Source organism: Streptomyces sp. NPDC048291 (assembly GCF_043201715.1).
Classification (GTDB): domain Bacteria; phylum Actinomycetota; class Actinomycetes; order Streptomycetales; family Streptomycetaceae; genus Streptomyces.
This window is the reverse complement of sequence record NZ_JBICZC010000005.1, coordinates 63,551-85,781: the sequence shown is the minus strand read 5'-3', so window position 1 is coordinate 85,781 and position 22,231 is coordinate 63,551. Positions and strand designations below refer to the sequence as shown.

Sequence of the window (22,231 nt, the reverse complement as noted above, 5' to 3'; positions counted from 1 at the left end):
GGTGGGTCAGTTCAGTTCGTCCGCGCGTGCCACCACCGCCTCCAGCGCCCGGAACCACGTCTCGGCCAGCTCCCGTACCGCCTCCTCGGTGAGCAGTCCGGCCGCGTACGCCCAGTGGGCGCCGAGTTCCGGGCCCTCGGGACGGTCCTCGGTGAGGGCGTTGAGGGTGAGCGCGTGCGACATCGGCATGCCGGGGTCGGCGTCGAGGTCGGCGGCGTCCTCCTCGGCGGCGTAGGACCAGTCGGCTGCCGCGGGGCGGTCGAAGCGGCCCATGTAGTTGAACTCGATCTGCGGCTCGGCGAGTTCGGCGAGGAGCGGGGCGGTCGCGGGGTTGAGCCGGCGCAGCAGGCCGTGGCCGATGCCGGCCGCCGGGAGGGCGGTGAGGTGGTCGCGGATCCGGGCCACCGCCGCGTCCAGGGCGGGACCGCCGGTCAGGGCGTCGGGGCCGGACGCACCGGGGTCGAGCCGTACCGGGACGACGCTGGTGAACCAGCCGACCGTGCGGGACAGGTCGGCGTCGCCCGCGAGTTCCTCCTCGCGGCCGTGGCCCTCCAGGTCGACCAGGACCGGACCGCCGGCACCCGCGGCGCCCAGCGTCCGGGCCCGCCAGTCGCCGACGGCGAGGGCGAACGCGGTGAGCAGGACGTCGTTGACGCTCGCCCCGAAGGCGGCCGGGACCCGGCTGAGCAGCGGGCCAGTGACGGCGGCCGGCAGGGAGAGGGACAGGTGGCGGGTGGTGGCGACGGTGTCCCGCGCCGGATCGAGCGGCCGGGCCAGGGGCAGGTCGGCGCCCGCGGCGAGGGCGGAGGTCCACCAGGGCAACTCGTCCTCGGCGGCCGGTTCGCCCGCGCGGGTGCCGAGCAGCCGTGACCAGCGGGCGAACGACAGCTCCACCGGGGCCGGTTCGGGGGTACGCCCGGCGCGGACGGCGGCCCAGGCGGTGGCCAGGTCGGGCAGCAGCACGCGCCAGGAGACGCCGTCGACCACCAGGTGGTGGACGAGGAGCAGCAGCCGTCCGGGCCGGTCGGGACCGGCGTCGAACCACACCGCCCGCACCATCGCCCCGGCCTCGGGGTCCAGCCCCGCCAACGCCCGCGGAGCGTGCCGGGCGATGGCGTCCCGCAGCGCGCTCACGTCCGCGGCCACCTCGCGTACGTCGACCCTGGCGAGCCAGGTCCGTACGTCGGTGTCGCCCGCCGCCGGCACCGACAGGGCGGCCTCCGGGGTGCGGACCAGCCGGGCCCGGAGCATGTCGTGCCGGGCGGCGAGCGCCCCGAGCACGGTCAGCAGGCCGGGTTCGGTGAGGTCGGCCGGGGTCCGCAGCAGGGCCGCCTGGTGGTAGGCGGCGATGGGGCCGCCGCGGTCGAGCAGGGCACGCATGATCGGGGTGAGCGGGACGGTGCCGGTGCCGTCGTCGTGGGCGGCCCGCCGGTCGCCCGCGCCCAGCGGGACGGCGACGGCGGCGAGGGCGGCGACGGTGCGGTGCTGGAGGACCTGGCGGGGGGTGATCCGCAGGCCGCCCGAGCGGGCGCGGGCGACGAGCTGCATGGCGACGATGCTGTCCCCGCCGAAGGCGAAGAAGTCGTCGTCCGTGCCGATCGCCTCGGCGGGCAACCCGAGGGCGTCCGCGAACAGGGCGCGCAGGCCGCGCTCGGTGTCGTTCTCCGGGGCCCGGCCGCCGCCCGCGGCGGTGAAGTCGGGGGCGGGCAGGGCGGCCCGGTCGAGCTTGCCGTTGGAGAGCAGCGGCAGCCGCTCCAGGACGACCACGGCGACCGGGACCATGTAGTCGGGCAGGCGGGCGGCGGCGTGGGCGCGCAACTCCGCGCCACCCGTGCCGCCTGTGCCGCCTGTGCCCTTCGCGCCGTTCGCACCGTCCGGGACCGCGTAGGCGATCAACTGCCGCACTCCGGGCCGGTGTTCACGGGTCACGACGACGCTCCGCGCGACCGCGGGATGGCTGTCCAACGCGGCCTCGATCTCGGCGAGTTCGACCCGGTAGCCGCGGATCTTCACCTGGTCGTCGGTGCGTCCGGCGAATTCGAGCAGCCCGTCCTCGGTCCAGCGGGCCAGGTCGCCGGTGCGGTACATGCGGGCCCCGGGCAGCCCGAACGGGTCCGCGACGAAGCGTTCGGCGGTGAGGTCGGGCCGGCCGAGGTAGCCGCGGGCCAGGCCGGGTCCCGACAGGTACAGCTCGCCGGTGACGCCGGGCGGGACCGGGCGCAGGGCGGTGTCCAGGACGTAGGCGCGGGAGTGGTGGACGGGGCGGCCGACGACCGGGCGGGCGCTGTCGCGGACCCGGCCGACGAGGGCGTCGACGGTGGCCTCGGTGGGGCCGTACAGGTTGACCGCCTCGGTGTCCGGGAGCGCGGCGAGGCGCCGCCACAGCGCGTCGGCGACGGCCTCGCCGCCGAAGCCGACCACCGCGAGCGGGCAGTCTCCGTCGGGCCCGATCAGGCCGCTGTCGGCCATCCGGGCGAGCAGGGAGGGGGTGACCTCGATGAAGTCGATGTCCCGGTCGCGGACGAAGGCGGCGAGGAGTTCGGGGTCGCGGCGGGTGTCGTCGTCGGCGATGTGCAGCGCGTGTCCGTCCAGCAGCCAGAGCTGCGGCTGCCAGGAGGCGTCGAAGGAGAACGACCAGGCGTGTCCGACCCGCAGGTGCCGCCGCCCGGTGCGCTCCTTGGCGAGGTCGTGCAGGTCGTGGCGGTGGCTGTGGAAGAGGTTGGCGACGCCGCGCTGGGTGACGACGACGCCCTTGGGGCGGCCGGTGGAGCCGGAGGTGTAGATGACGTAGGCGGGGTGGTCGGGGCCGGGGGCGGTGGGCTCGGCCTCGGGCAGGCGGTCCGCCGGGGCGTCGAGCCGCAGGACGGGGACGTCCGTCGCGGGCAGCGCGCCCGCGGTCGCGTCGGTGGCGAGGACCAGCACCGGGCGGGCGTCGGCGAGCATGTCGGTGACGCGGGCCGCGGGCAGGTCGGGGTCGAGGGGCAGGTAGGCGGCGCCCGCCCTCATCACCGCGAGTATGGCGGCGATGTGGTCGGCGGTGCGGGGCAGGGCGAGGGCCACGATCCGCTCGGGTCCGGCGCCGTGCCCGGCCAGGATGCGGGCCAACTTAGCGCTACGGGCGTCGAGTTCGGCGAAGGTCCAGGTGGTGCGGCCGTCGGTGACGGCGACCGCGTCCGGAGTGGCGGCGGCCTGGGCGGCGAACAGCGCCGGTACCGTGCCGAGGCGTTCGGCGGCCGGGAGGGCGGTGTCGTTCCAGGTCTCCAGGACGGTGTAGCGGTCGGCGGAGCCGAGCAGGTCGAGGCGGCCGACGGGGCGCCCGGGGTCGGCGGCCATGCCGGTGAGCAGGCCGGTCAGGGCGGCCGTGATCCGCCGTACGGTGGCCGCCTCGAACAGGTCGGGGCGGAACTCGGCCGTCACCCGCAGCCGTTCGGCGGGCTCGACCGCCCAGGCCAGCGGATAGTGGGTGGAGTCCGCGTGCTCGCGGACCGTGGCACGCGGCGCGGCACCCGTGTCCTGGTCGGTCTCCGCCACGGGGTACGACTCGAACACCACGAGCGTGTCGAAGAGTTCGCCGAGTCCGGCGGTGCGCTGGATGTCGGCGAGGCCGAGGTGCTGGTGGGCGATGAGCCGGGACTGCTCGTCCTGGAGCCGTTCCAGGAGGGCGGCCGTGCTCTCCTCGGGGCGGATCCGCACCCGGACCGGGATCGTGTTGATGAAGAGCCCGATCATCGCCTCGGAACCGGGGAGTTCGGGCGAACGGCCCGCCACGGTGGCGCCGAACACCACGTCGTCGCGTCCGGTGAGCCGGCCGAGCAGCACGCCCCAGGCGGCCTGCACGAGGGTGTTGACGGTGACGCCCGTGCGCCGGGCGAACGCCTCCAGTTCCGCCGTGCGCCCGGCGTCCAGCTCCACGGTGTGGGTGTGCGGGACGGCGGCGGCCCGGTCGGGATCGGCGGGCGCGAGCCGGGTGGGTTCGGCGAGGCCGGTGAGGGCCTCGGTCCAGGCGGTGGCGGAGGCGGCCGGGTCCTGGGCGGCCAGCAGCCGCAGGTGCTCCCGGTAGGGGGCGGGCGGGGCCGGGGTGCGGCCCTCGTAGCGCGTCCAGAGTTCGGCGGTGAGCAGCGGCAGCGACCAGCCGTCGAGGAGCAGGTGCTGGTGCGAGAGCACGAGGCGGTGCCGGTCCGGGCCGGTGCGGGCCAGCAACAGGCGCAGCAGCGGCGGCCGTTCGGGGTCGAAGCGGCGCCGCTCCTGCCCGAGCACCCGGGTCCAGGCCGCCTCGTCGCCATCGGTGAGATCGAGCTGCCGCCAGGGCAGCACGGCGGTGCGCGGTACGACGGCCACCGGGCGGCCGGAGGACAGGTACCGGAAGCCGCTGCGCAGGTTCTCGTGGGCGTCGAGCAGGTCCTGGGCCGCGGCGCGCAGGCGGTCGGCGTCGACGGGGCCTTCGAGGTCGTAGGAGATCTGGACGGTGTAGACGTCCGGTCCCTCGTCGCCGGAGTCCAGGGCCGCGTGGAAGAGCAGTCCGGCCTGGAGCGGGGAGAGGGGCAGTACGTCGGTGCCGGCGGGGAGGGCGGCGACCTCGGCGCGTTCGGCTTCGGTGAGGTCGAGGAGGACGGTCTCCTCGGCCCGGTCCCCGGACGTGGCGGTGGTCGCCACCGCGGCCAGCCCCGCCACCGACTTGTGCCGGAACACGTCGCGCGGGCTGAACGCCAGCCCGGCGGCGCGGGCCCTCGCGACCAGTTGCATGGCGACGATGCTGTCCCCGCCGAGGGCGAAGAAGTCGTCGTCCACACCGACCCGTTCGAGGCCGAGCACCTCGGCGGCGAGGGCGCCGAGGGTCTCCTCCAGCGGGGTCCGCGGCCGGGTGTCGCCGACCTCGGCGGCGAAGTCCGGGGCGGGCAGGGCCCGGCGGTCCAGCTTGCCGTTCGGGGTGAGCGGGAGGGCGTCGAGGGTGACCACGGCGGCCGGGACCATGTACTCGGGCAGTGCGGCCGCGGCGTGCGCGCGCAGGGCCGCGGAGTCCAGGGGGGCGCCGGGGGCCGGGACGGCGTACGCCACGAGCCGGTCGTCGCGGACCACGACGGTGGCGTGGGCGACGGCGGGGTGCGCGGCGAGCACGGTCTCGATCTCGCCGGGCTCGACGCGGAAGCCGCGCAGCTTGACCTGGTCGTCGGTGCGGCCGAGGTACTCGACCGTGCCGTCGACCGTCCAGCGGGCGAGGTCGCCGGTGCGGTACATGCGGGCCCCGGCCGGGCCGTACGGGTCGGCGACGAACCGCTCGGCGGTCAGCCCGGGCCGGTCCAGATAGCCGCGCGCCAGCTGGACGCCCGCCAGGTACAGCTCGCCCGGCACGCCCGGCGGCACCGGGCGCAGGCCGGCGTCGAGGACGTAGGTGCGGGTGTTCCACACCGGGCGGCCGATCGGCACGGCGTCCGGATCGGCCGGCACCTCGTGGGCGGTGACGTCGACGGAGGCCTCCGTCGGGCCGTAGAGGTTGTGCAGCCGGGTGTCCGGGAGGAGTCGGCGGAACCGGGCGGCCTGCGGTGCGGGCAGGGCCTCTCCGCTGCACATCACCTGGCGGAGGCCGGTGCAGCTCGCGGCGGCCGGCTCGTCGAGGAAGGCGCGCAGCATGGACGGCACGAAGTGGGCGGTGGTGACGCCCTGTTCGCGGATGAGCGCGGCCAGGTAGGCCGGGTCCTGGTGTCCCTCGGGCCGGGCGACGACGAGCGTGGCGCCGGTGATCAGCGGCCAGAAGAACTCCCACACCGACACGTCGAAGCCGGCCGGGGTCTTCTGCAGGACGCGGTCGTCGGCGTCGAGGCGGTAGGTGTCCTGCATCCACAGCAGCCGGTTGGCGATGCCCGCGTGCGGGACGACCACGCCCTTGGGGCGGCCGGTGGAACCCGAGGTGTAGATGACGTAGGCCGGGTGCCGGGGGTCGTAGGAGGTGGGCAGGGGGGCGTCGGCCGGGTGGTCGGGGGTGCCGTCGGCGGTCACCGTGAGGCGGGGCACGCCGGTGTCCGGGACGGCGACGCCCTCCCCCGTGACCAGGCAGGCCGGGCGGGCGTCGGCGAGGGTGTACGCCAGCCGCTCGGCCGGGTAGCCGGGGTCGAGGGGCAGGTAGGCGGCGCCCGCGCGGTGCACGGCGAGCAGGGTCACCACGAGGGCGGCGGAGCGCGGCAGGGCGACGGCGACGGTGGTCTCGGCGCGGGCGCCGTGCGCGGCGAGGGTGTGGGCCAGCCGTTCGACGCGCCGGTCGAGTTCGGCGTAGGTGAGCGGGGTGCCCTCGAAGATGACGGCCGGGGCGGCGGGGGTGCGGGCCGCCTGGGCGCGGAACAGCTCGGGGAGCGTGAGGTCGGGGACCGCCCTCGCGGTGTCGTTCCAGCCGGTGAGGACCAGGGCGCGTTCGTCGTCGCGCAGGACGTCGAGGGTGCCGACGCGGCGGCCGGGGTCGGCGGCGACCTGGGTGAGCAGGGACTCCAGGCGGCGGGCGAGGAGTACGGCGGTCGGCTCGTCGAAGAGGTCGGCGCTGTACTCGATCCAGCCGTCGATGCGCTCGCCCTGCTCGACGAAGTCGAAGCTGAGGTCGAACTTGGCGCTGTCCTGCCCGACGGTCTCGCGGCGGGCGGTGAGGCCGGGCAGCGCGGGGCCGTCACCGGGTCCGGCGAGGTGGACGACCATCACCTGGAACAACGGGTGCCTGGCCAGCGAGCGTTCGGGGTTGAGGGCCTCCACCAGCCGTTCGAAGGGCAGGTCCTGGTGCTCGTAGGCGGACAGGTCGGTCTCCCGTACCCGGTCGAGCAGTTCGGTGAAGGTGGGGTCGCCGGACAGGTCGGTGCGCAGGACCAGGGAGTTGACGAAGAACCCGACCAGGTCTTCGAGGGCCTCGTCGGACCGCCCGGACACCGGGGCGCCGAGCGGGATGTCGTCTCCGGCGCCGAGTCGGTGCAGCAGCGCGGCCACCGCGGCCTGGGCCACCATGAACATGCTGACGCCGTGGGCGCGGGCGAGGCCGCGCAGGGCGCCGGTCAGGGCGGGCGGGACGGTGAAGCCGGTGGTGCCGCCGCGCCCGGTGGGCTCGGCGGGGCGCGGCCGGTCGGTGGGCAGGTCCAGCTCGGCGGGCAGCCCGCGCAGGGTCCCGGTCCAGTGGGCGAGCAGTCCCGGCTCGGTCGCGGCCAGCAGGTCGCGCTGCCAGAGCGTGTAGTCGGCGTAACTCGCGGGCAGCGGCGCCCAGTCGGGGGCCCGGCCCGTGGTGCGGGCGGCGTAGGCGGTGGCGAGGTCGGCGAACAGGGGGCGGTCGGACCACTCGTCGGTGGCGATGTGGTGCAGCAGGAGCAGCAGGACGTGCTCGTCCGGGCCGGTCTCGAACAGGGTGGCACGGAGCGGGAGTTCGCGCTCCAGGTCGAAGACGTGCGCCGCCCGGCCGGCGAGTTCCCCGAACGGGGCACTCTCCATGGGGACTTGCGCATCGGCGAGGATCCGCTGATACGGGATTCCGTCGACCGCCGGGAAGACGGTCCGCAGCGGGGTGTGCCGGGCGGCCACGTCGTTCAGGGCGGCCTGGAGGGCGTCCCGGTCCAGGGGGCCGGTCAGCCGCCAGGCCGAGGGGAGGTTGTACGCGGTGCTCGCGCCGTCGACCTGCGCGAGCAGCCAGAGCCTGCGCTGTGCGGCGGACAGCGGCAGCCGTTCGGGAAGCGGGCGCGGGACGGCGAGCGCGGGACGCGGCCCGGCGTCGGAGGTGTCCGTGCGGGCGGCGAGCAGGGCGACCGTGGGTGCCTCGAAGACGTCACGGACCGTCAGTTCCGCGCCGAGCGCGGTGCGGACGCGGCCGGCCAGGCGCATGGCGAGCAGCGAGTGGCCGCCCAGCGCGAAGAAGTCGTCGGCCACGCCCACCCGTTCGCGGCCGAGGACGTCGGCGAACAGGGCGGTGAGGATCTCCTCGCGCGGGCTGCGCGGCGCGGTGCCGTCGCCCGTGCCCGCGGTGAACTCGGGGGCGGGCAGGGCCTTGCGGTCGAGTTTGCCGTTCGGGGTGAGCGGCAGCGCGTCGAGGGTGACGTAGGCGGCCGGCACCATGTGGGCGGGGAGTACGGCGGCGGCGTGGGCGCGCAGGGCGGTCGCGTCGACCACCGGGCCCGCGGCGGGGACGACGTGGGCGACGAGCGCCTGGCCGTGCACGGTGACGGTGGCGTGCGCGACGGCCGGGTGGGCGGTGAGCACGGCCTCGATCTCGCCGGGCTCGACGCGGAAGCCGCGCACCTTCACCTGGTCGTCGGTGCGGCCGAGGTACTCGACCGTGCCGTCGGCCGTCCAGCGGGCGAGGTCGCCGGTACGGTACATGCGGGCCCCGGCCGGGCCGTACGGGTCGGCGCCGAACCGCTCGGCGGTCAGCCCGGGCCGGTCCAGATAGCCGCGCGCCAGCTGGACGCCCGCCAGGTACAGCTCGCCCGGCACGCCCGGCGGCACCGGGCGCAGGCCGGCGTCCAGGACGTACAGGCGGGTGTTCCAGACCGGGCGGCCGATGGGGACGGCGGTCGCGCCGGGGCCGATCTCGGTCGCGGTGACGTCGACGGACGCCTCGGTCGGGCCGTACAGGTTGTGCAGCTCGGCGTCGAGCGCCTCGTGGCAGCGGCGGGCGAGGGCGGCCGGGAGGGCCTCGCCGCTGCACAGCACGCGGCGCAGTCCGGTGCGGCCGGCGGCCGTCGGCTCCTCCAGGAAGAGCTGGAGCATCGAGGGCACGAAGTGGACGGTGGTGACGCCCTGTTCGCGGATGAGCGCGGCCAGGTAGGCGGGGTCGCGGTGTCCCTCGGGCCGGGCGACGACGAGCGTGGCGCCGGTGATCAGCGGCCAGAAGAACTCCCACACCGACACGTCGAAACTGGACGGCGTCTTCTGCAGCACCCGGTCGTCGGCGTCGAGGCGGTAGGTGTCCTGCATCCACAGCAGCCGGTTGGCGATGCCCGCGTGCGGGACGACCACGCCCTTGGGACGGCCGGTGGAACCCGAGGTGTAGATGACGTAGGCCGGGTGCCGGGGGTCGTACGACGTCGGGAGCGGCGCCTCCGGGCCGGTGGGCAGGGCGTCGCGGATCACGCAGACCGGCCGGGCGTCCTCGACCATCAGGGCGAGCCGGTCCGCCGGGTAGTCCGGGTCCAGCGGCAGGTAGGCGGCTCCTGCGCGGTGGGTGGCCAGGAGGGCCACGACGAGGTCGACCGAGCGCGGCAGGGCGACGGCGACGGTCCGCTCCGGGCCCGCGCCCAGTCCGGCCAGGACCCGGGCGGTGCGCTCGACGCGGGCGTCCAACTGGGCGTAGGTGAGCCGCTGTTCCTCGAAGACGAGGGCGGTCGCGTCGGGGGTGCGGGCCGCCTGGGCGCGGAAGAGCTCGGGGAGCGTGACGTCCGGGACGGTCCTGGCGGTGTCGTTCCAGCCGGTGAGGACGCGGGCCCGCTCGTCCTCGTGCAGGATGTCCAGGTCCCCGAGCGGGGCGTCGGGTGCGGCGGCGGCGTGCGCGAGGAGCCGGGCCGCGCGGTCGGCCAGGGCCTCGGCCGTGCCGGGGTCGAAGAGGTCGGTGGCGTACTCCAGGACCAGGACCACCCGGTCGGACTCGTCGACGTAGGTGAAGTGCAGGTCGAACTTGGCCATGCCGGTGTCCATGTCGGACCACTCGGTGGCCAGGCCCAGCACGTCGGGGTCGCCGTCGGGCCGGTGATGGTAGCCGAGCATGACCTGGAAGAGCGGGTTGCGGCCGGCCGTCCGGGGCGGGTTGAGGGCCTCCACCACCCGGTCGAAGGGCAGGTCCTGGTGCTCGAAGGCGGACAGCGACGACTCCCTGACCCGGCCGAGGAGTTCACGGAACGTCAGCCGGTCGCCGGACAGGTCGGTGCGCAGGACCAGGGTGTTGACGAAGAAGCCCACCAGGTCGCCGAGGGCCTCGTCGGTGCGGCCCGCGACGGGCGAGCCGAGGGGGATGTCGTCGCCCGCGCCGAGCCGCCGGAGCAGGGCGGCGGTGGCGGCCTGGAACAGCATGAACATGCTGGTGCCGGTGGATGCGGTGAGGTCGCGCAGGGCCTGGCCGGTGGCGGCGGGCAGCTCCAGCCGGACCTTGCCGCCGCGGCCGGTCGGCTCGGCGGGGCGCGGCCGGTCGGCGGGCAGGATCAGCTCCTCCGGGAGGTCGCGCAGCGCCTCACGCCAGTAGGCGAGTTGGGCCTCGCCGGTCGCGTCGAGCAACTGCCGCTGCCACAGGGTGTAGTCGGCGTACTGCGCGGGCAGCGGCGCCCACTCCGGGGCCGTACCCGCGCGGCGGGCCGCGTAGGCGGTGTCCAGGTCGGCGAGGAACGGCCGGTCGGACCACTCGTCGGTGGTGATGTGGTGCAGCACGACGGCCACCACGTGGTCGTCGTCGGCCAGCCGGAACACCTCGCAGCGCAGCGGGAGTTCGGCGGTCAGGTCGAAGGGGCGGCGCTGGGCCGCCTCGATCAGCGCGGGCAGCGCCTCCTCGGTGGCGGCGGCCACGGTGAGGGCCGGGTGCGCGTCCTCGGCGGGGACGATCCGCTGGTACGGCTCGCCGTCAAGGGCCGGGAACACGGTGCGCAGCGCCTCGTGGCGGGCGGCCACGTCCCGCAGGGCGGCGCGCAGGGCCTCGGTGTCGAGGTCGCCGCGCAGCCGGAAGACCAGCGGGAAGTTGTAGGCGACGCCGCTGCCGGTGATCTGCTCGACGAGCAGCAGCCGGCGCTGGGCCGGGGAGAGCGGGATCCGGGCGGGCCGGTCCCTGACCGGGGTGACGGGCGGCCGGGCGGGGCTCGCCGTGCCGACGCGGGCGGCGAGCCGGGCCGGGGTGGGGGCCTCGAAGAGGTCGCGGATGGCGAGTTCGGCGCCCAGTTCGGTGCGGGCGCGGCTGACCAGCCGGGTGGCGAGCAGCGAGTGGCCGCCGAGGTCGAAGAAGTTGTCCTCGGCACCGGCCTCGGGCAGCCCGAGCACCTCGGCGAACAGGCGGCAGAGCACCTCCTCCCGCGGGGTGCGGGGGCCGCGTCCGCCGCCGAGGGCGACGGCGGGCTCGGCCTCGGGCAGGGCGCGCACGTCCAGCTTGCCGTTGGCGTTCATGGGCAGGCCGTCGACGGTGACGAAGGCTGCCGGGACCATGTACTCGGGCAGTTCGCGTCCGAGGTCCTCGCGCAGCCGCCGGACCAGGGCACCGGTCTCGCGGGCGGCGGTCGGGTCGTTGGCGTAGGGGGCGGTGCCGCCGCCGGGCCGGAACAGGCCCGCGGTGAGCCGGTGTTCGGCGCCCAGGAACACGGCGTCGTAGGTCCCGGCCCCCGGCGACCAGGTGGTGAGGACCCGGTGGCCGGCGTCGGCGCCGAGTGCGTATAGGGTCTCCGGGTCGACACCGTCCTCGCGGATGCGGCCGTCGGGGATGCCGGTGACGCGCAGGGCCGCGGGCCGCCCGGCACGCGGGCGTTCGCCCACGCGGGCGATCAGCTCCCCCGCATCGCGCAGGAGTTGTCCGACGACTCCGGACGTCAGGCCGCCGCGGGCGAGTTCGCCCACGGTGTGGGCGGTGCTCCACTCGACCGTCGGCGCGTCGTCGAGTCGGACGCCGGGCTCGCCGGCGTACAGGACGACGTCGTAGCGGTGCCTGGTCAGCTCGTTGTGGTGCCGGCCGCGCTTGGTGCGCAGGTCGACGTGGTAGCCGAGGGTGGTGAAGTAGTCCGGGTCGACCAGGAGTTCCTTCTCCAGGCGCAGCCCGCGCTCCACCGCCGCCGACAGCTCGGACTCGGCCGTGCCCCGGGCGTGCTGGATCTCGGTGTGGAAGGTGCGGGCCAGCCGCAGGTTGCGGACGTCGCCGACGAACAGGGCGCCGCCGGGTGCGAGCAGTTCCATGGCGCCGTCGATGACGGCGGTGAGGTACTCGATGCTCGGGAAGTACTGGATGACGGAGTTGACGACGATCGTGTCGAAGTGGCCGGCGGGCAGCCCGCTCAGGTCGTCGGCGGGCCGGCAGCGCAGCTGAACCCGGGAGGCCAGTTCGGGGTCCCGGTCCCGCAGCTCCGCGCCGATCTTGCGGATCACCGGGGCGGCGAAGTCGGTCGCCCAGTACTCCGCCGCGTCCGGGGCGAGCCGGGACAGCAGCAGGCCTGAGCCGACGCCGATTTCGAGGATGCGGCGCGGGTTCAGGGCGCGGATGCGGGCGACGGTGGCCTCGCGCCACTCGTGCATCTGCTCGAAGGGGATGGGCCGGCCGTCGTAGGAGCTGTCCCAGCCGTCGTACTGCTCGGTGAAGACGGCGGTGCCGATCTCCTCGTACTCGTCGGAGTAGATCTCCTGCCACTCCCCCACCTGGGCGGCCTCGGCGGCGGTGCGGTCGGCGGGGTCGGCGCCGGAGGGCACGACGTAGCCGACGAGGCGTTCGCCGCGGACCACGACGGCGGCCTGGGAGACCAGCGGGTGGCGGCTGAGGGCGGCCTCGATCTCGCCGGGCTCGATCCGGTAGCCGCGGATCTTCACCTGGTCGTCGGTGCGGCCGAGGAAGTCGAGGTTGCCGTCGGGGTTCCGGCGCACCAGGTCGCCGGTGCGGTACATGCGCTCGCCGGGCTCCCCGAACGGGTCGGCGACGAACCGTTCGGCGGTCAGTCCCGGCCGGTCCAGGTAGCCGCGGGCCAGGCCGATCCCGGCGATGTACAGCTCGCCGGGGACGCCGTCGGGCACCGGGCGCAGCCAGGCGTCCAGCAGGTGGGCGCGGGTGCCGCGGATGGGCCTGCCGACGGTGGGGGTGTCGGAGTCGAGGGTGCCGCCGCCGAGGGTGTTGATGGTGTACTCGGTCGGCCCGTACAGGTTGTAGCCGTACGTCCCCTCGGTGTCGCGCAGCGCCGCCCACACCGTCTCCGGAACGGCCTCGCCGCCGAGCAGCACGAGCGGCGGGACGTGGCCCTCCAGCAGGCCCTGCTCGATCAGCAGCCGCGCGTAGGTGGGCGTGACGTTGACGACGTCGATGCGGTGCCGCTCGCAGTAGGCGACCAGGGCCTGCGCGTCGCGCCGCAACTCCTCGTCGCAGACGTGCACTTCGTGGCCCTCGACCAGCCAGAGCAGCTCCTCCCACGACATGTCGAAGGCGAAGGACACGGTGTGCGCGATCCGCAGCCGCCGGCCGCCCGCCGCGGCGATCGCGGGTTCGAAGATCTCCTTCTGGTGGTTGAGCTGCATGTTGGTCAGGCCCCGGTAGGGGGTGACGACGCCCTTGGGGCGGCCGGTGGAGCCGGAGGTGTAGATGACGTAGGCGGGGTGTTCGAGGCTGAAGCGGCGGCGGACGGGGGTGTCGGGGAGGCCGGCCAGTTCGTCGCGGACCGCCGGGTCGTCGAGCAGGAGGCGCGGCAGGCCGTCGCCGTCGAGGGTCGCGGAGACGGCGGCGGTGGAGAGCAGGAGCAGCGGGCGGGCGTCGGCCAGCATCAGGGAGAGCCGGTCGGCCGGGTGGTCCAGCTCCAGGGGCAGGTAGGCGGCGCCGGTGCGCAGCACGGCGAAGAGCGCGACCACCATGTCGAGGGAGCGGCCGAGGCCGAGCGCGACCACTTGCTCGGGACCGGCGCCCCGCTCGACGAGCAGCCGGGCCGTCCGGTTGACGGCCGCGTCGAGTTCGGCGTAGGTCAGCGCGCGCTCGCCGAGGACGAGGGCGCGGGCGTCCGGGGTACGGGCGGCCTGGGCGGCCAGCAGGTCGGCGACGGTCTCCTCGGGGACCTCGACCCGGCCGGACGCCCACTCCTCGCGCAGCGCCGCGTGTTCGGCGGGCAGCAGCGGGTCGAGGGAGCCCACGGGGGCCGTGAGGTCGGCGGTGAGCCGGTCGACGAGGAGGGTGAAGCGGTCGAGCAGGGCGCGGGCGCGGTCGGCCGGGACCAAGTCGGGCCGGTGGGTGAGGGTGACCGTGATCCGCTGTCCGGGGGTGACGACGAGGTTGGCCGGGTAGTGGGTGGCGTCGACGTTGGCGACGGCGGTGGCGCCGTGCCGGGTGCGCAGTTCCGCCAGCCGGTCCTCGGTGTCGTTGTTGCGCAGCACGAACAGGGTGTCGAACAGCTTGCGGTGCCCGGTCTCGGCCTGGAGCACGCCGAGGCTGAGGTGCTCGTACGGCATCAGGTCGAGGCGTTCGCCCTGGACGCGGCGGAGCAGGCCGAGGACCGGTTCGGCGGGGTCGAGGGCGATCCGGGTGGGGACGGTGTTGAGGAAGAGGCCGATGATGTTCTCGACGTCGTGGACCTCGCTGGGCCGGCCGGCGACCGTGGTGCCGAACACGACGTCGGTACGGCCGGTCGCGGAGGCGAGGGTGAGGCCCCAGGCCGCGTTGAGCAGGGTGTTCAGGGTGAGGCCGTGGACCCGGCCGGTCTCCCGCAGCCGGTCGCCGAGTTCGGCGCCGAGGCGGACGTCGAGCCGGTCGGGGATGACCGGTTCGAGCCCGTCGGCGGCGGTCGGGGCCAGCAGGGTGGGCTCCTCCAGACCGGCCAGCGCGGTCCGCCAGGCGGCCGTGGCGACGGTGTCGTCCTGCTGGTCGAGCCAGGTCAGGTAGTCCCGGTAGCTGCCGGGGGCGGGCAGCGCGGAGGCGTCGCCGCCCGACTCGTACAGGGCGAACAGCTCGTCCAGGAAGAGCCAGGCCGACCAGCCGTCCCAGAGGATCAGGTGACGGCCGACGACCAGGCGGTCGCCGCGCTCGGCGCCGAGGCGCAGCAGGAGCAGCCGGAACAGCGGGGGCGCGGACAGGTCGAACCGCCGGTTGCGCTCGGCGTCGGTCAACTCCCTTACGCGCGCGTCCTGTTCCACGGCCGCGAGGTGCGAGAGGTCGACCTCGTCGAGCGGGATCTCCGGGGTCTCGACGATGAACTGCACCGGCTGGTCGAGGCCTTCGCTGGTGAACCCGGCGCGCAGGCCCGGGTTGCGGTCCAGGAGGGTGCGGGCGGCGGCGCGCAGCCGGGCCGGGTTGAGGCCGGTGGCGAAGTCGAAGGTCTCGTGGACGGTGTAGACGTCCAACGCGCCCTGGTCGTAGGCCGAGTGGAAGAACAGGCCCTCCTGGAGAGGGGCCAGCGGCCAGACGTCGGCGACCGCGGCCGGGGCGGCGAGCGCGCGGATCCGGGCGTGTTCGGCGTCGGTGAGGGTGAAGGCGGCAGCGGCGTTGGGCGCTTCCCGCGTGACGGTGCCGGCGGTGCCGGCGAGCGCGGCGGGGGTCCGGTGGGTGAACACGTCCCGTGGGCTGAGGTCCAGGCCGGCCGCGCGGGCCCGGCTGGCGACGCCGATGGAGCTGATGCTGTCGCCGCCGAGCCGGAAGAAGTCGTCGTCCGGGCCGACGTCGGCGATGCCGAGGACGGCCGCGAAGATCCCGGTGAGCCGCCGTTCCAGGGGGCCCTCGGGTTCCCGGCGGGCGGCGCGTTCGGCCTCGGGGACGGGCAGTGCGGCCTGGTCGAGCTTGCCGCTGGGGGTGAGCGGGAGGTCGTCGAGGACGACGTACGCCTCGGGGACCAGCGGCGCGGGCAGCGCCCCGGCGAGGGCGGCCCGCAGGTCGGCGGGGTCGGCGACGGCACCGGCCGCGGGGACCGCGTAGGCGACGAGCCGCCCGTCCCGGACGACCACGGCACCGCGCGCCACCGCCGGGTGCCGGGTCAACGCGGCCTCGATCTCGCCGAGTTCGATCCGGTTGCCGCGCAGCTTGACCTGCCGGTCGGTGCGGCCCAGGTAGTCGAGGGTACCGTCGGGGCGACGGCGCACCAGATCGCCGGTGCGGTACATGGGGACGCCGGGCGCGGCGGCGTACGGGTCCGCCACGAAGCGGTCGGCGGTGAGCGCGGGCCGCCGGTGGTAGCCGCGGGCCAGCTGGACGCCGGTCAGGTACAGCTCGCCGGGCACCCCGTCCGGCACCGGGCGCAGACACGAGTCCAGCACCCGCAGACCGGTGTTCCACACGGGCCGCCCGATGGGCACGACCGTACCGGGCGCACCGTCGTAGGCGTGGTACGTCACGTCGACGGCGGCCTCGGTCGGGCCGTACAGGTTGTGCAGCGGTACGCCCGTCAGGTCGCGCCAGCGCCGGGCCGCCGCGCCCGACAGGGCCTCGCCGCTGCTGAAGACGCGACGCAGGCCGCCCGCCCAGGCGGGATCGGCGGTGACCTCCTCGGACGCGAGGAACGCGTCCAGCATCGACGGCACGAAGTGCATGGTGGTGACGCCCTCGGCCCGGATCAGCCGGGCCAGGTAGGCGGGGTCGCGGTGCCCGTCGGGCGCGGCGAGCACGACCGCGGCGCCCTCGCGCAGCGCCCAGAAGAACTCCCAGACGCTGACGTCGAAGCTGGACGGGGTCTTCTGCAACACCCGGTCGTCGGCGGCCAGTCCGTACGCGCCCTGCATCCAGGCGAGCCGGTTGCCGATCGCGCGGTGGGTGACGACGACGCCCTTGGGTCGGCCGGTGGAGCCGGAGGTGTAGATGAGGTAGGCGGGGTGGTCGGGGGTGAGAGGCGCGGACCGCGGTACGTCCTGCGGCTCCTCGCCCTTCGCTTCCTCCGTTTCCTCCGTTTCCTCCTCTTCCGCCACTTCCGCCTCGACGTGCAGGATCTCCAGTCCGTCCACCGCCGGAAGGCGTACCGCGTCCCGTGCCGTGGTGATGACCGTCCGGGCACCGGAGTCGCTGAGCATGTAGGCGATGCGGTCGGCCGGGTAGTCGAGGTCGACCGGCAGGTAGGCGGCGCCCGACTTGAGCACCCCGAGGAGCGCGACCATCAACTCGGCCGAACGCGGCACCGCGACGGCGACGAACCGCTCGGGCCCGGCACCGCGGGCGCGCAGGCGGCGGGCCAACCGCTCGGCACGGGCGTCGAGTTCGGCGTAGGTGAGGGTGGCGCCCTCGTACACGACGGCGGTGGCGTCAGGCGTGCGGGCGGTCTGGGCGGCGATGGCGGCGGGCAGGGTGGTCGCGGGTACGGCGCGCCGCTCGCCGTCGACGTGTACGTGCTCGCCCTCGACGAGCAGGTCCAGCGCGGCCACCGGGCGTGCGGTGTCCTCGGCGAGGGCGTCGAGGACCCGGGTGAGCCGGTCGGCGAGCAGTCGCACGGCCTCGCCGGGGATCCGGTTCGCGTGGTGCTTGAGGCGCAGGTCGAGGCGGCGGCCGGGCTTGACGATCAGGGCCAGCGGATAGTGCACGGCGTCGTGGAAGGCGTGCCCGGCCAGCCGGACCGTGCCGGTGGGGTCGGCGAGGTTCGGTTCGGCGGGGTAGTTCTCGAAGACGACCAGGGTGTCGAAGAGTTCGCCGTCGCCCGCGTGCCCGGCGGCCCGCTGGATCTCGGCGAGGCCGAGGTGCTGGTGGTCCAGCAGGGCGCTCTGCTCCTGCTGGAGGCGCTCCAGGACGGCACCGAGGGTTTCGGTGGGGGCCCAGCTCAGCCGGGTGGGCAGGGTGTTGATGAAGAGGCCGACCATCGACTCGATGCCGGGCACGGCGGCGTCGCGGCCGGAGACGGTGGTGCCGAAGACCACGTCCTGGCGGCCGGTGAGTCCGGCGAGGAGCAGGCCCCAGGCGGCCTGGACGACCGTGCCGAGGGTGACGCCGTGTTCGCGGGCGCGGGCGGTGAGCCGGGCGGTGGTGCGCTCGGGCAGCTCGACGCGGAGCTGGGCGGGCTCGACCGGACCGGTGGCCGCCGGGGTTCCGACCAGGCGGGTGGGCTCGTCGATCCCGGCGAGGGCGGTGCGCCAGGCGTTCCGCGCGGCTTCCCGGTCGGCGCGCGCGACGCGGGCCAGGTAGCCGCGGTACGGGGCGACTTCGGGGAGTGGCGCGGGCTCCTCGCCGTAGAGGGCGAGGAGTTCGCGGTGCAGGACGGGCAGGGACCAGCCGTCGGCGACGATGTGGTGGAAGGTCAGGACCAGTTGGCTGCGGTCCGGGCCGAGGCGGAGCAGGGCGCAGCGCAGCAGCGGCGGGTGGGCGAGGTCGAAGCGGCGGGCGCGTTCGTCGGCGGCGACGGCCGCGGCGAGGCCGGTACGGACCGCGGGATCCTGGGCGGAGAGGTCGACCTCACGCCAGGGCACGTCGAGGCCGGTGGCCACGAGCTGGGCGGGGCGGCCGTCCGGGAGCTGACGGAAGCAGGCCCGCAGCGGGGCGTGCCGGTCGAGGAGCCGCTGGGCGGCCTGGCGGAGGAGGCCGCCGTCGACGGGTCCGGCGAGTTCGACCACCTGCTGGACGACATAGGCGTCGTGCTCGGCGCCGTCCACCAGGGCGTGGAAGAAGAAGCCCTCCTGGAGCGGGCCGAGCGGCAGGACCTCGGCGACCGTGAGCGGGGCGTCGCCCTGGAGCGCGGCGAGTTCGTCGGCGGTGGGCGGGTCCCAGGGGGTGCCGGCCGGGTCCTCGGCGGAGGCGGCGTCGGCGGTGCGGGCGACCCCGGCGAGCCGGTCGACCGTGCGGTGCCGGAAGACGTCGCGCGGGGTCAGCTCCAGACCGGCCCGGCGGGCCAGGACGAGCAACTGGATGGCGACGATGCTGTCCCCGCCGAGCGCGAAGAAGTCGTCGTCGACGGTGACCGAGGGCACCCGCAGGGCCCGCGCGTACAGGTCGCACAGCAGGCGCTCGCGTTCGGTGCGCGGGGCGCGGCCCGAGCTGAGCAGGCCGTAGTCCGGGACCGGCAGGGCGGCGGAGTCGAGCTTGCCGCTCGGGGTGACCGGGAGCCGGTCCAGCGGGACGAGGGCGGCCGGGACCATGTACTCGGGCAGGAACTCGGCGGCGTGCGCGCGCAGCCCGGCCATCAGCGCGGTGACGTTGCGGAACGGTGCGGGACGGTTGGTGTGCGGGTGCGCCTCGGGCCGGGCCCGGCCGGGGAGGTACAGCGGGCCGAGCGGGGTGTCGTCGCCGCGCGCGAACACCGCGTCCAGGCTGCCGTCCTCGGCGTCCGCGGTCCAGGTCAGGGCGGCCCGGTAGCCGTGCCGGGCGGCGGTCTCGTACAGGGTCTCCGGGTCGACGCCCGCGCTGCCGGTACGGCTGCTGTCGTCGAGGGCGCCGAGCGCGGCCAGGTCGGGGGCGAGACGGGCGTTGGGGATGCCGGTGACACGGAGGTGCGCGGGACGGTCCGGGGCGGCGAGCCGGTCGCCGAGGGCGTCCGGGGTGCCGAACGCGGACCAGGGCACCGGGGCCGAGGCCGCTGAGGTCAAGGCGTCCGCGGCCGAGGCGACCGGAGCCAAGGCCGCCGCGACCGAGGCGACCGAGGCCAAGGCGGCCGGAGCCGAGTCGTCCGGGCCCGGTTCGGTGCCCGGGCGCAGGACGACGTCGTACCGGTAACGGGTCAGCTCGTTGTGGTGGGCGCCGCGCTTGACGCGCACGTCGGCGGTGAAGCCGTCCAGGGTCGCGAAGTAGTCCGGGTCGACGAGGAGTTCGCCCTCCCAGGCGACGGCCCGGTCGACGGCGGCGCGCAGCGCCTCCTTGTCCTCCGTCCGGCCGCGGCCCGACTCGACGGCCGTGGCCAGCGTCCGCAGCAGCCGCAGGTTGCGCACGTCGCCGACGAACAGCGCGCCGCCGGGCGCGAGCAGGCGCGCGGCCGAGCGCAGGACGTCGGTGAGGTAGTCGGCGCCCGGGAAGTACTGGATCACGGAGTTGACGACGACGGTGTCGAAGTGGCCCTCGGGGAGCCCGGTCAGCCCGTGTGCGGGCCGGGCGTGCAGCGTGACCTTGCCGGCCAGCTCCGGTACGGCGCCGACCTGGGCGCGCAGCGCGCGGACCGCCTCCTCGGAGAGGTCGCACCCGACGTACTCGGCGCAGTCGGGGGCGATCCGGGAGAGCAGCAGGCCGCTGCCGACGCCGATCTCCAGGACGCGGCGGGGCCGCAGTTCGCGGATCCGGGCGACGGTCGCGTCCCGCCACTCGCGCAGGTCCGCGAGCGGGAGGGGCAGGCCGTCGTACATGCTGTTCCAGCCCGCGAAGTTCTCCTCGAAGCCGTCGGATCCGGCGGCGGAGTAGAGGAGTTCGTGCAGGTCCTTCCAGTCGGACACGGCCTCGTCGGCCCCGGCGGTGCCGTCCGGAGCGTCCGGGGCGTCCAGGGCGGGCACGACATAGGCGGCGAGGCGGCGGTCGCCCGGACGGTCCTCACGGACCACGACGGCGGCCTGGTCGACGGCCGGGTGGGCGCGCAGCACCGACTCGATCTCGCCGGGCTCGATGCGGAAGCCGCGGATCTTGATCTGGCTGTCGGCGCGGCCGTGGAACTCCAGGCGCCCGTCGGACCTCCAGCGGACCAGGTCGCCGGTGCGGTAGAGCCGTTCGCCGGGCGCGCCGAACGGGTCGGCGACGAACCGTTCGGCGGTCAGCGCGGGCCGGCCGAGGTAGCCGCGGGCGAGTCCGGCGCCGCCGAGGTACAACTCCCCCACCACACCGGCCGGTACGGGCCGCAGCCGGTCGTCGAGGACGTAGGCGCGGGTGCCGGGGTCGGGGACGCCGATGGGCACGATGGTGCCGGCCGGGGTGTCCGGGTCGCACCGGCCGAGGGTGGAGTTGGTGGTGGCCTCGGTGGGCCCGTACGCGTTGAACATCATCCGGCCGCGCGCGTAGCGGCCGACCAGCTCGGGCGAGACCCGCTCGGTGCCGGCCAGCAGGGTTGCGGTGGGCGGGAGTCGCACGTCGTCGGGCATGGCCGCGAGGAGAGCGGGCGGCAGGATCATGAAGGTGATGCCGTGCTCGTTCGCGTAGTCGGCGAGGGGCGCGCCGGGCACCCGGCGGTCGGCGGGTACGACGACCAGCCGGCCGCCGGAGAGCAGGCCGAGGCACAGGTCCCAGAAGGCCACGTCGAAGCTGGGCGAGGCGAACTGCAGGACCCGGCTGTGCGGGCCGATCCCGAACCGCTCGCGCTGGGTGGCGACCAGCTTGGCGACTCCGGCGTGCGAGAGCACCACGCCCTTGGGGCGGCCGGTGGAGCCGGAGGTGTAGATGACGTACGCGGCGTGCGCGACCGTCAACGCGTCGGCGGTGGCGGGGTCGTGGGCCGGGTGGGCGGCCAGCTCGGCGACGGTCTCCGGGGCGTCGAGGACCAGCGTCGCCGGGCCCGGCGGCAGGTCGGGGACCGTGTCGGCGGTGGTGACGAGGCAGACCGGCCGGGCGTCCTCCAGCATGTACGCGATGCGGTCGGCCGGATAGTCGGTGTCGACGGGGAGGTAGGCCGCGCCCGTCTTCAGTACGGCGACCTCCGCGACGATCATCTCCGCGGAGCGGGGTACGGCGAGCGCCACGACCTGCTCGGGACCTGCGCCCCTGGCGACCAGGGCATGGGCCAACCGGGCGGCCCGGGCGTCGAGTTCGGCGTAGGTGAGGCGGACGTCCCCGTGGACGAGGGCCACCTCGTCGGGGCGGGCGGCGACCTGGTCGGCGAACATGCGCGGCCAGGTGCGGGCCGGCACGTCGTGGCCGGTGTCGTTCCAGTCGGCCAGGATCCGCCGCCGTTCGCCTGCGCCGAGGAGTTGGAGGTCGGCGACGGGGGTGCCGGGCCGGTCTAGGGCGTCGGCGAGGAGCGCGGCGTAGTGGCCGAGGATCCGGTCGACGGTGGCGGGTTCGAAGAGGTCGGCGGCGTAGTCCGCGCACAACTCCGCGCCGCTCGCGGACAGGTCGGCGACGGACAGGTCGGTGACGGACAGCGCCAGGTCCAGTGGGCCGCCCTCGTCCCAGGGCGAAGGGCCGAAGCCGACGGCGCACAACAGGGCGCCGCCACGGCCGGGTTCGGGAGCGAGCAGCCGTAGCAGCTCCGCGGTGGGCAGCCGGTGGGCGGCGGCCTGCGCGTGGGCGGCCGTGACGTGGTCGCGCAACTCGGCGAACGTCATGGTGCCGTTCACCGGAAGCCGCAGCGGCAGGCCCTCGTGAGCGACCGTCAGCTCCTGCGCCGTGCCGCCGCCGTAGCGGTGCAGCAGGGCGACGAAGGCGGCGAGCAGGGTGGGTGCGTCGGCCGTCAGGCCGAGTTCGGCCGTGCGGACCTCGCGCGGCCTTGGTTCCCGCGGGCGCGCCGGGTGCGGGAAGTCGAACGGCAGTGAGGTCTCCGGTGCCGGTGCGGCGAACCGTTCCCGCCAGTACTCCTCCGTGGATGCCGTCCGCGCCGTCGAAGTCGAAGCCGCGGAAGAAGGTGCGGAAGAACGCCTGTTGCCCGACACAGCTGCCCGTGCCTCCCCATAGGTGTGGAACGGCTCAGCGGAGCCGCGACCGCTCGCATAGTAAGGTAAGGATTGCCTAACTCAACAGGGGAATGTGACTTCAGCGGTCCAAGTC

At 75.3% G+C, this 22,231-nt stretch carries 1 protein-coding gene; it reads right to left on the bottom strand.

Going from position 1 to position 22,231, the window contains the following annotated elements:
• Positions 1-6 precede the first annotated feature (6 nt).
• A complete protein-coding gene (locus ACGF5O_RS14350) occupies positions 7-22,116 on the bottom strand; it encodes a non-ribosomal peptide synthase/polyketide synthase (protein ID WP_393810190.1) in 22,110 nt (7,369 codons plus the stop codon).
• Positions 22,117-22,231: the final 115 nt, after the last annotated feature.